The sequence below is a fragment of the Rhodoblastus sp. genome, from assembly GCF_019449565.1.
GTDB lineage: Bacteria > Pseudomonadota > Alphaproteobacteria > Rhizobiales > Beijerinckiaceae > Rhodoblastus.
Genome location: NZ_JAGRPM010000088.1, coordinates 257,984 through 268,151, shown reverse-complemented (window position 1 = coordinate 268,151; position 10,168 = coordinate 257,984). Strand labels below are relative to the sequence as shown.

The window sequence follows — 10,168 nt, the reverse complement described above, 5'->3', positions numbered from 1 at the left end:
GCGCGACAAGAAATGCTCGACTTCCTATGTCCAGCGCCGTCTTTCGGTGGGCTACAACAAGGCGGCGTCACTGGTCGAGCGCATGGAGAAGGAAGGCGTGGTCGGCCCCGCCAACCACGCCGGAAAGCGCGCAATTCTCGCCGGCGGTGGCGTGGATCGAGGGGCATTCGAGTTGGGGGATTAAGGGGAGCGCCCGGAGATCGCAAGATGGCTTTCCATATCGGCTTGCTGCTTTTTCCGGGCGTCACGCAGCTCGACATGACCGGCCCCTATGAGGTCTTTACGAAATTCCCCGGGGCCAGGGTCGATCTTGTCGCGAAAGACCTCCAGCCGGTGGCGACGGACGGCGGAATGCGCATTTTGCCCACGACGACCTTCGCCGATTGTCCCGCGCTCGATCTGATCTGCGTGCCGGGCGGACCGGGCGTCAACGCGCTGCTCAATGACGAATTCGTCCTGGATTTCATCCGAACGCAGGCGAAGGGCGTCCGTTATGTCACCAGCGTCTGCACGGGCGCGCTGGTACTCGGCGCGGCTGGCCTGCTCGCGGGAAAACGCGCCACCACGCATTGGATGAGCCGGGACATGCTCGCGGCGTTCGGCGCGACGCCCGTCAATGGGCGGACGGTGTTCGACGGCAATATCATTACCGGCGGCGGCGTGACCGCCGGAATTGATTTCGCTCTGGCCGTAGCCGCCGAGGCCTTCAGTCCCGATCTGGCGAAATCCATTCAACTCGGCATCGAATATGATCCGAAACCGCCCTTCGAGGCGGGTTCGCCCGAACGCGCCGGGCCCGAGCTTGTCGCGCGCGTCCGCGCGGCAGCCACTTCACGTCAGGCCGAGCGTCTAAAGGCTGTCGGGGCCGCAGCGGCAAAATTGAAATAGCGTCGCCTCATTTAACCTCCGCCCGGGGCGACGACCGCAATCAGACTGCGCCTGCGTCGCACGCTTTATCCTAAATGCTCCATTACTTATATGCAGCATCACGCATATATTGACGCCATGAAGTCCTTTCGCCTTCCTGTCGATTCCCGCCTGAGCGTGCAGGGCGCCCAATGAGCGTGAACGCTTCTCCCAACCTTCAGTCCGGGCCTCGCGAGCCAACCGCTTTGTGGGTCGGCGCGACGGCCGCGTTAATCGCTTTGTGGTTCGCGCTCTACTGGCGTTTGCCGCAATGGTCTGATTGGGCGACGGGGCTTTTGCCGCTCGTTCCCGGCAGCCATCTGGCCGAAGCCGTCCGGTTCTTCATCTATGACACTCCGAAGGTGTTGATGCTGCTCACGCTCGTCGTCTTCACCATGGGCGTCGTGCGCAGCTTCTTCTCCCCCGAACGCACCCGCGCGCTTCTCGCGGGCAAACGCGAGGGCATTGGCAATATCGCGGCGGCGGCGCTCGGAATCTTTACGCCCTTCTGTTCCTGCTCGGCTGTCCCCTTGTTCGTAGGCTTCGTCTCGGCGGGCGTTCCGCTCGGCGTGACATTCTCGTTCCTGATCGCCGCCCCGATGATCAATGAAGTCGCGCTGGGCCTTTTGTTCGCCCTGGTGGGCTGGAAAGTGGCGCTGACCTATCTGTCCTTTGGCCTCGGCGTGGCGATCGCGTCGGGCTGGGTGATCGGCCGCCTCCATCTCGAAAGCTGGCTTGAGGAATGGGTGCGCAACGTGCGCGCCGGCGCGGTCGGGACGCCGGCCGAATCGATTTCGGTCGTCGACCGCATCAAGGCTGGCGTCGAGGCCGTTCGCGACATCGTCGGCAGGGTCTGGCTTTGGATCATCGTCGGCATCGCCGCCGGGGCTTTGATCCATGGCTATGCGCCCAATGATCTGCTCGCTTCCATCATGGGCAAGAACAGCTGGTGGTCCGTGCCGGCCGTCGTCGTGATCGGCGTTCCCATCTATTCCAATGCGGCGGGCATCATTCCGGTGGTCGGAGCATTGCTCGGCAAGGGCGCGGCGCTGGGCACTGTGCTCGCCTTCATGATGAGCGTGACCGCGCTGTCGTTCCCGGAAATGATCATCCTGCGCAAGGTGCTGACGACCAAGCTGCTCGCCGTGTTCGTCGGAGTCGTCGCGCTCGGAATCATCGCCGTCGGCTATTTGTTCAACGCATTGTTCTCGTGAAGGAAAGGCCAATCCCATGAGAGAAGTCAAGGTTCTCGGCTCGGGCTGCAGACGCTGTCAGGAGACGGAGCAGATGGTGCGAACGGAAGCCCAGCGGCTCGGCGTCGAAATCACGATTGAAAAGGTGACCGATTATGCCGAGATCGCCAAATTCGGCGTTCTCTCCACGCCGGGCGTCGTGATCGACGGCAAGGTCGTCCACGCGGGCGGCCTTCCGAAGGCGGCGGATCTGGCGAAATGGCTCATGGCGTGACGGCTTCGTAGCGTCAGCCCACAGCCTCCCACACAAACTCCGGCAATTGCGTCCGCGCGAAAGTGAACTGGCGCTTGGCATATTGGCGGCTGTCGCGCTTGCTCTTCTCGACCGCCTCCTCCAACGAGCATTCTCCGCGCAAAAAGGCGCTCAGGCCGGGGACGCCGACTGCGCGCATCGCGGGCAGCGCGGGATCGAGGTTGCGGGCCATCAGGCGGCGGACTTCATCGAGCGCGCCCGCCTCCATCATCCGGTCGAAACGCGCATCGATGCGGGCGTTGAGAGCCGCGCGCTCGGGCGCCAGAAACAGGCATTCGCAGCGTGCGGAATCGCGCAGAGGCGGCTCTCGCTCGCCCTGAAAACTTGAAAGCGGCGACCCGCACGCCTCGAAAATCTCCAGCGCGCGCAAGATGCGCTGCGGGTCTGTGGGGCGTAGTTTTGACGCCGTTTCCGGGTCGCGGGCGCTTAATTTCGCGTGGAGTTCGGCGGGCGTCGCGCCCTCGGCCTCGGCGCGCACGCGGGCGCGCACCTCTTCCGGCACGGCGGGGATATTCGAGAGACCTTGCAGCAGGGCCTTGAAATACATGCCAGTTCCGCCGACGAAAATGGGCAGGCGGCCCATGCGCCCGGCCTCGTCCAGCGCGCTCCGGGCGTCCTCAAGCCATTGGCCGACGGAATAGTTGCGTTCGGCGCCGATATGGCCGAAAAGCAGGTGCGGTATGTCGCCTGTCTCCTCGCGGGTCGGGCGGGCCGACAGGATCGGCAGATCCTGATAGACAGCCATGGAATCGGCGTTGATGACGACGCCGTCCAAATCCCGCGCCAGTTCAATGGCTCGGGCGGACTTGCCGCTGGCCGTGGGCCCTGCCAGAAGAACGGCCTGAACATCCTTTCGATTCGACAAGTTGCGAGCGTTCAAAACTTTATGACCCATGTCGCTACATTGGTTGGCGCGCCCGGCGCCGAAGCCCTGACCGCCGAAATTCTCAGCGCGGCTTCGAGCCGCCTGCCCGGCGCGCGCGAGCCGGTCATTCTCTCCCCGAACGAGGCGGCCGACATTCCTTTCGCACCCGGCGCGGCCTATGGCAATCACGCCGAGGGCGCTTTCGCCGACGCCGCCTATTGCCGCGCCGCCATGTCGGTGCTGCGCCTTGCGCTCGGCGACGCGCCCGTCGATATTTTCGTCCAGCCGATCTCGTGGCGGCGCAAGAAACTGCTGCTTGCCGATATGGACTCGACCATGATCGGGCAGGAATGCATCGACGAGCTGGCCGATTTCGTCGGGCTGAAGGAACAGGTTGCGGCGATCACCGAACGCGCCATGCGCGGCGAGATCGCCTTCGAGCCCGCCCTGCGCGAGCGCGTCGCCCTCCTCAGGGGGCTCGCCGCCAGCGTCGTGGAAACGGCGATCAACGAACGCATCACGCTGACGCCCGGCGGCCGTGCGCTGGTGCAGACCATGCGCGCCCATGGCGCCTATACCGCGCTGGTTTCGGGCGGCTTCACTGTCTTCACTTCGCGCATCGGCGAAGCGATCGGCTTCCACGAGAACCGCGCCAACACGCTCCTGATCGAGGACGGCCGGTTCGCTGGCCATGTAGCGGAGCCAATACTGGGCAAGGCGGCCAAGCTCGCGACGCTGCAAGAGCTGACCGTAAGCCACGAATTGGCGCCCGAGCAGACGCTGGCGATCGGCGACGGCGCCAATGATCTCGCCATGCTGGAGGCCGCCGGCCTCGGCGTGGCCTATCACGCCAAGCCCGCAGTGGCGGCGGCGGCGCAGGCGCGGGTCGATCACGGCGACCTCACCGCTTTGCTCTATGCCCAGGGCTTTTCGGCCCGGGAATTCGTGGCAGAATAGGCCTCCGAATCGGACGCGAAGGCGCGTGCGGGAGGCATTGAATGAAGTCCTGGAAGCTGGTTTTTGCCTTGGCCGTGAGCACGCTGCTCACGGCCTTTTCCCCTGTTTTGGCCACGGAAGCCAAAAAGCCCAATATCATCTATATCGTCTCGGACGATCAGGGTTGGAAAGACGTCGGCTTTCACGGCTCGGACATTTTGACGCCCAATATCGACGCCCTTGCCAAAGGCGGCGCGCGGCTGGAGGAATTTTACGCCCAGCCATTCTGCACGCCGACGCGCGCGGCCCTGATGACGGGTCGCTATCCCTTCCGTTACGGCTTGCAGACCGTGGTCATCGCCTCCAGCCACACTTACGGGCTGGCGACCGACGAATGGCTGTTGCCGCAGGCGCTGAAGGACGCCGGCTACGAAACGGCGATTATCGGCAAATGGCATCTCGGCCAGGGCGACCGGAAATATTGGCCGCGCCAGCGCGGGTTTGACTATCAATATGGCCCGTTGATTGGCGAAATCGATTATTTCACCCATGAGCAGCATCATGTGCTCGACTGGTTTCGCAACAACCAGCCGGTGCGCGAAAAGGGCTATTCGACGCTTCTGCTCGGCGACGACGCTGTCCGTCTGATCGAAAAACACGACGTCGCAAAGCCGCTCTATCTTTATCTGGCCTTCAACGCGCCCCATACGCCCTATCAGGCCCCGCAGGACTATCTCGACCGCTTCAAGAACATCGCGGAGCCGAGCCGCCGCGCTTATGCCGCGATGATTTCGGCAATGGACGACCAGATCGGCCGGGTGGTCGAGGCGCTCGACAAAAAGAACATGCGCGACAACACGCTGATCGTGTTCCAGAGCGACAATGGCGGGACCGCCAATCCCATGTTCGCCGGCGAAGGCGACATGTCGAAGATCAAGATCCCCGTCAGCAATGGCCCCCTGCGCGACGGCAAGGGGACGCTTTACGAGGGCGGAACGCGGGTGATCGCCTTGGCCAATTGGCCGGGCCATATCAAGCCCGGCGTGACCGTCGATGAAATGATCCATGTCGTGGACATGTATCCGACGCTTGCAGGCCTCGCCGGCGCCTCGCTCGCCAAGACCAAGCCGCTCGACGGCCTCGACGTCTGGGGGACCATCAGCGAAGGCAAGGCCTCCCCGCGCAAGGAGATCATCTATAATATTGAACCCTTCCGCGCCGGCGTCCGCGAGGGCGACTGGAAACTGATCTGGCGCACGCCGCTGCCGCAATCGGTTGAGCTGTTCAATATCGCCAAGGACCCATACGAAAAGACCAATCTCGCCGCCGAGAACCCCGACAAGGTCGCGCAATTGCAGAAACGCGCGAACGAGCTCGCAGCCGTCCAGGTCCAGCCTCTGTGGCTTGCGACGGAATTTGGCGCCCTGAAGAAACGTATGGGCCTGCCCCCGGCCTTTCCGGACATGGACACGTTGAGCGGCGGCGAAGCGGCGCCTTGAGCGGCGCTTGAAGCGTCAAGTGCGACCCAATAAACGCCCTTGACGCCGCCAGCCGAAATACGCATGGTGCGGCCATGACGCATTCGAACATTCTTTGCCGGATTTCGATTATCAGCTAGCTGCAAGCTGGCTGGCGCCGTCATGTCTCCCCAAATGCATCGAGATCGACGTCCCGGCCAAAGCCTGGGGGAATCATGTCCGTTTCGACGCCGCTCAAACTTTATAACACTCTTTCGCGCGAGCGTGAGGGCTTTGTCCCGCTCGATCCGGAACAGGTGCGGCTCTATGTCTGCGGGCCGACTGTTTATGATTTCGCCCATATCGGCAACGCCCGGCCATTGATCGTCTTCGACGTTCTCTACCGTCTGCTGCGCGAAAAATATGGCCCCAGTCACGTCAAATATGTCCGCAACATCACCGACGTGGACGACAAGATCAACGCCCGCGCCGCCGAGCGCGCCATCACCATCCGGGAGCTGACCGAAGAGACCAACCGCGTTTTCCAGGAAGATGTGGCGGCCCTGAACTGCCTGCCCCCGGACGTGCAGCCACGCGCGACCGAACATATCGCGGAAATGATCGCGATCATCGAGAAGCTGATCGCCAATGGCCACGCTTACGCCGCCGATGGCCATGTGCTGTTCGACGTGCCTTCCATGCCGGAATATGGCGCGCTATCGCGCCGTCCGCTCGACGACATGATCGCGGGCGCCCGCGTCGATGTCGCGCCCTATAAGAAGGGCGAGATGGATTTCGTTCTGTGGAAGCCCTCCAAGGAAAATGAGCCCGGCTGGGACAGCCCGTGGGGACGCGGCCGTCCGGGCTGGCATATCGAATGCTCGGCCATGTCGCACAAGCATCTCGGCGAGGTGTTCGATATCCACGGCGGCGGCATCGATCTCGTCTTCCCGCATCATGAGAATGAAATCGCGCAAACACGCTGCGCCTTCGGCCATGACGTCATGGCCAATGTCTGGATGCACAACGGCTTCCTGCAGGTCGAAGGCGAGAAAATGTCGAAGAGCCTCGGCAATTTCGTCACCATCCACGAGCTGCTGCACAGCGACAAATTCGGCGGCAAGGCCTGGAAGGGCGAGGTTCTGCGCCTCGCCATGATGCGCAGCCATTACCGCCAGCCGATCGACTGGACCGTGAAGGCGCTGGAGGAGGCCGAAAAGACCCTTTCGCGCTGGTACGCCATTTTGCGCGCGCAAGGCGTCAATTCCGATACCGCCTTTGACGCGCCCTTGCGTCAGGCCTTCGTCGAGGCGCTCTGCGACGATCTCAACATCCCGCGCGCCATGGCCGAACTGCACGCCATGGCGGCCAAGGCGGAGCCGCGCGAAGGCGACAGCCAGACCGCGAGAGCCGAAGCCGAAAAGCTTTTGCGCGCGGCGAACCTGCTGGGCCTGCTGCAGGACGATCCCGCCGTGTGGGAGCAGAAGGCGCCCGAGATCGCGGTGGATGTGGGCGAAGTCGAGAAACTGGTCAGCGAGCGCCTCGCCGCGCGGAAATCCCGGAATTTCGCGGAATCCGACCGGTTGCGCGACCTGCTGGCCGACATGGGCGTGAAGCTCAAGGACGGCAAGGACAAGACGACCGGCGAGCCGACCACGGAATGGGAGGTCGCGGGATGAGCGACAGGCTGACCGGCGGCTGCCAGTGCGGCGTCGTCCGTTTCTCATGCGAGGGATTGGGCCGCGCCTCGATCTGCCATTGCCGCATGTGCCAGCGCGCGTTCGCCGCGCCTTTCGCGGCGCTTGTCACCGCGCGCGGCCTTGTCTGGACGGCAGGCGAGCCGAAGCGCTTCCGCTCGTCGAGCAAGGCCCGGCGCGGCTTCTGCGCGGATTGCGGCACAACCCTGACACTGGAATATGACGGTCTCGACGCGGAGCTGGCGATCTGCGCCTTCGACCGGCCCCAGGACATCGCTCCCGTGATTCAGGTCGGCGTCGAAAGCCGCCTGCCATGGGCGCAGAACTGCCCGTCCCTGCCAGGCCGTCCCGCCGATCAGCAGGAGGCGGCGGACGCCTTTCTGGCCGATCTCGTCTCGCTGCAAAGCGCAATTCCATGGAGAGAAGCGCCATGAGCCCTCCTGCCCCCGACGACAAGGAAAAGGACTGGCGCGACTCGCTGCCTTTCCCGGCCCATTGGCTCACTTACCTCGTGGCGAAGCTGGTCGTGCTGGCTTTGGTCGCGGGTTTCGCGCTGCATTGGTATGGATTGCTATGATGACCGGGAAAATCTCCTTGCGCCCGGCCCTGCCCGTCGACACGCCTTTGCTCGCCGCCTTGTTTCGCGCCAGCATCGAGGAGCTGGCGCAGGAGGATTACAGCGACGCGCAGATCGACGCCTGGGCGGCGCTTGCCGACGATGAAGCCGCCTTCGCGCAAAAGCTCGCGGGAGCCCTGACCATCGTCGCCGTGATCGGCGGCGAGATCGCCGGCTTCGCCAGCCTCAAGGGCGCGAATAGCCTGGATATGCTCTATGTCCATCCCTCCTTCGCTCGCAAGCGCGTGGCGACGCAGCTATGCGACGCGATCGAAAAGCTCGCCAGCGCGCGTCACGCCGTGATCCTCACCGCCGACGTCTCCGATTGCGCGCAGCCTTTTTTCGCCGGGCGCAACTATGCGCCGCTCCAACGCAACATGGTTTTTGTGGGCGATGAAGTCCTGGGCAACACCACCATGACGAAGAAACTCGCCCCCGTGAAAGAACAGGTCCAATGAGCCGCGAACGCGTCACTCTGTTTGACACCACCCTGCGCGATGGAGCCCAGACCACGGGCGTCGATTTCTCGCTCGACGACAAGAAGCAGATCGCAAGTTTGCTCGACGCGCTTGGCGTCGATTATGTCGAGGGCGGCTATCCCGGCGCCAATCCGCTCGACACGGAGTTCTTCAAATCCCGAAGGACAACCAAGGCTCATTTCGCGGCCTTCGGCATGACCAAGCGCGCCGGACGCTCCGTCGCCAATGATCCCGGCGTCGCCGCGTTGCTGGACAGTGCCGCCGACACCATCGTCTTCGTCGCCAAGAGCTGGGACTATCAGGTTCATGTCGCGCTCGGCTGCACGTTGGAGGAAAATCTCGAAGGCATTTCCGAAAGCGTGGGCGCCGCGGTCGGAGCAGGCCGCGAGGCGATCGTCGATTGCGAACATTTCTTCGACGGCTACAAGGCCAATCCGGACTATGCGCTGGCCTGCGTCGAGGCGGCCTACAAGGCGGGCGCGCGCTGGGTCGTGCTTTGCGACACCAATGGCGGAACGCTTCCGCACGAAATCGAGGCCATCGTTCGCGCGGTCACGGCGCACGTCCCCGGCGATCATCTCGGCATCCACGCTCATAACGACACCGAACAGGCAGTCGCCAATTCGCTGGCCGCATTGCGCGCCGGCGTCCGTCAAATCCAGGGCGCGCTCAACGGGCTCGGGGAACGCTGCGGCAACGCCAATCTCTGCTCGATCATCCCGACGCTGCTGCTGAAGCCGGAATTTTCGGGGAAATATGATATTGGCGTGACGCCGGAGAGCCTGCGCGGCCTGACCAAGCTGAGCCATACGCTCGACGAATTGCTCAACCGGTCGCCCGACCGCCACGCGCCCTATGTCGGCGCCTCAGCCTTTGCGACCAAGGCCGGCATCCACGCCTCGGCGGTGATGAAGGACCCGCGCACCTATGAGCATGTGACGCCCGACACGGTCGGCAATGTCCGCCGCGTGCTGGTCTCGGACCAGGCCGGCAAGTCGAACATCCTCGCTGAGCTGGAGCGGCTGGGCGTGGCCGTCGCCAAGGACGACCCGCGCGTATTGCGCCTGCTGAACGCCGTGAAGGAGAAAGAGGCCCAGGGCTATGCCTATGAGGGCGCCGACGCCAGTTTCGAACTGTTGGCGCGGCGCGTGCTCGGCCATGTGCCGGATTATTTCGAGGTCGAGCGCTTCCGCGTCGACGTCGAGCGCCGCCACAATGCGCAAGGCGAGCTGGAGACATTTTCCGAGGCCACGGTGCGGGTGAAAATCGACGGCGAAAACCTGATCTCGGCCGCCGAGGGCGACGGCCCCGTCCATGCGCTCTATGTCGCGCTGTGCAAGGATCTCGGCAAATATCAGAAATATATCGCCGATATCGAACTGCTCGACTTCCGCGTGCGCGTGTTCCAGGGCGGCGCGGACGCCGTCACGCGCGTGCTGATCGAATTCGGTGACAAGAATGGCGAGAACCTGACGGGCGAAACCTGGACCACCGTCGGCGTCTCGCCCAATCTGATCGACGCCTCATTCCAGGCCTTGCTCGACGCCATCGATTACAAATTGCTCAAGTCCGGGGCCTGAGTCGCGGGCGGCGTTTTCGTCGACATTGAGCCGGATCATGGCGGGCGCACGAATATTACACTAATGTGACGATTACTTTCCGGGGCGCCCCGCGCGCTCCCGGCTTTTCATATTCGCCGCCCGGAG

At 63.5% G+C, this 10,168-nt stretch carries 12 protein-coding genes; 11 read left to right on the top strand and 1 reads right to left on the bottom strand.

Annotated features, from left to right (window positions below):
* The 4 genes from QZ409_RS21700 to QZ409_RS21685 form a co-directional block, all read left to right on the top strand.
* Positions 1-184, top strand: a 184-nt coding sequence (locus QZ409_RS21700) for a DNA translocase FtsK (protein ID WP_296711119.1), incomplete at its 5' end; no start/stop codon positions are given.
* Positions 185-207: 23 nt separating this feature from the next.
* Positions 208-888 (top strand): DJ-1/PfpI family protein, encoded by a 681-nt coding sequence (locus tag QZ409_RS21695; RefSeq protein WP_296715553.1) that lies wholly within the window; start codon positions 208-210, stop codon positions 886-888.
* A 170-nt stretch (positions 889-1,058) separates the two neighbouring features.
* Positions 1,059-2,120, top strand: a complete 1,062-nt coding sequence (locus QZ409_RS21690; RefSeq protein WP_296715550.1) for a permease — start codon at positions 1,059-1,061, stop codon at positions 2,118-2,120.
* A gap of 16 nt (positions 2,121-2,136) precedes the next feature.
* Entirely contained in the window at positions 2,137-2,373 is a 237-nt protein-coding gene (locus tag QZ409_RS21685; protein WP_296715548.1) for a thioredoxin family protein, read from the top strand.
* Between the two features lie 13 nt (positions 2,374-2,386).
* On the opposite strand, the gene miaA is transcribed toward QZ409_RS21685, so the two are convergent.
* Positions 2,387-3,277: a tRNA (adenosine(37)-N6)-dimethylallyltransferase MiaA gene (miaA, locus tag QZ409_RS21680; RefSeq protein WP_296715546.1), complete on the bottom strand. Its 891-nt coding sequence runs from the start codon at positions 3,275-3,277 to the stop codon at positions 2,387-2,389.
* A 21-nt stretch (positions 3,278-3,298) separates the two neighbouring features.
* Between miaA and serB the strand changes: the two genes are divergently transcribed.
* The 7 genes from serB (at position 3,299) to cimA (ending at position 10,042) form a co-directional block, all read left to right on the top strand.
* Complete coding sequence (serB, locus tag QZ409_RS21675; protein WP_296715544.1) at positions 3,299-4,234, top strand: phosphoserine phosphatase SerB; 936 nt, start codon at positions 3,299-3,301, stop codon at positions 4,232-4,234.
* Between the two features lie 41 nt (positions 4,235-4,275).
* Positions 4,276-5,712, top strand: coding sequence for an arylsulfatase (locus QZ409_RS21670; protein WP_296715542.1), 1,437 nt, complete (start codon positions 4,276-4,278; stop codon positions 5,710-5,712).
* Between the two features lie 194 nt (positions 5,713-5,906).
* Complete coding sequence (gene cysS / locus QZ409_RS21665; RefSeq protein WP_296715540.1) at positions 5,907-7,349, top strand: cysteine--tRNA ligase; 1,443 nt, start codon at positions 5,907-5,909, stop codon at positions 7,347-7,349.
* Entirely contained in the window at positions 7,346-7,801 is a 456-nt protein-coding gene (locus QZ409_RS21660; protein ID WP_296715537.1) for a GFA family protein, read from the top strand. Before cysS ends, QZ409_RS21660 begins: the two co-directional genes overlap by 4 nt.
* Entirely contained in the window at positions 7,798-7,944 is a 147-nt protein-coding gene (locus QZ409_RS21655; protein ID WP_296715534.1) for a hypothetical protein, read from the top strand. Before QZ409_RS21660 ends, QZ409_RS21655 begins: the two co-directional genes overlap by 4 nt.
* A complete protein-coding gene (locus tag QZ409_RS21650) occupies positions 7,944-8,441 on the top strand; it encodes a GNAT family N-acetyltransferase (protein ID WP_296715531.1) in 498 nt (165 codons plus the stop codon). The genes QZ409_RS21655 and QZ409_RS21650 overlap by 1 nt, the downstream gene beginning before the upstream one ends.
* Positions 8,438-10,042 (top strand): citramalate synthase, encoded by a 1,605-nt coding sequence (gene cimA, locus QZ409_RS21645; protein WP_296715528.1) that lies wholly within the window; start codon positions 8,438-8,440, stop codon positions 10,040-10,042. The genes QZ409_RS21650 and cimA overlap by 4 nt, the downstream gene beginning before the upstream one ends.
* The last annotated feature ends 126 nt before the right edge of the window (positions 10,043-10,168 follow it).

Excerpts from the sequence above, each read along its gene's own strand:
- QZ409_RS21690 (WP_296715550.1), top strand. The coding sequence starts at position 1,059 with ATGAGCGTGAACGCTTCTCCCAACCTTCAGTCCGGGCCTCGCGAGCCA.
- QZ409_RS21660 (WP_296715537.1), top strand. The coding sequence starts at position 7,346 with ATGAGCGACAGGCTGACCGGCGGCTGCCAGTGCGGCGTCGTCCGTTTC.
- QZ409_RS21685 (WP_296715548.1), top strand. The coding sequence starts at position 2,137 with ATGAGAGAAGTCAAGGTTCTCGGCTCGGGCTGCAGACGCTGTCAGGAG.
- cimA (WP_296715528.1), top strand. The coding sequence starts at position 8,438 with ATGAGCCGCGAACGCGTCACTCTGTTTGACACCACCCTGCGCGATGGA.
- QZ409_RS21650 (WP_296715531.1), top strand. The coding sequence starts at position 7,944 with ATGACCGGGAAAATCTCCTTGCGCCCGGCCCTGCCCGTCGACACGCCT.
- QZ409_RS21655 (WP_296715534.1), top strand. The coding sequence starts at position 7,798 with ATGAGCCCTCCTGCCCCCGACGACAAGGAAAAGGACTGGCGCGACTCG.
- QZ409_RS21695 (WP_296715553.1), top strand. The coding sequence starts at position 208 with ATGGCTTTCCATATCGGCTTGCTGCTTTTTCCGGGCGTCACGCAGCTC.
- cysS (WP_296715540.1), top strand. The coding sequence starts at position 5,907 with ATGTCCGTTTCGACGCCGCTCAAACTTTATAACACTCTTTCGCGCGAG.
- QZ409_RS21670 (WP_296715542.1), top strand. The coding sequence starts at position 4,276 with ATGAAGTCCTGGAAGCTGGTTTTTGCCTTGGCCGTGAGCACGCTGCTC.
- serB (WP_296715544.1), top strand. The coding sequence starts at position 3,299 with ATGACCCATGTCGCTACATTGGTTGGCGCGCCCGGCGCCGAAGCCCTG.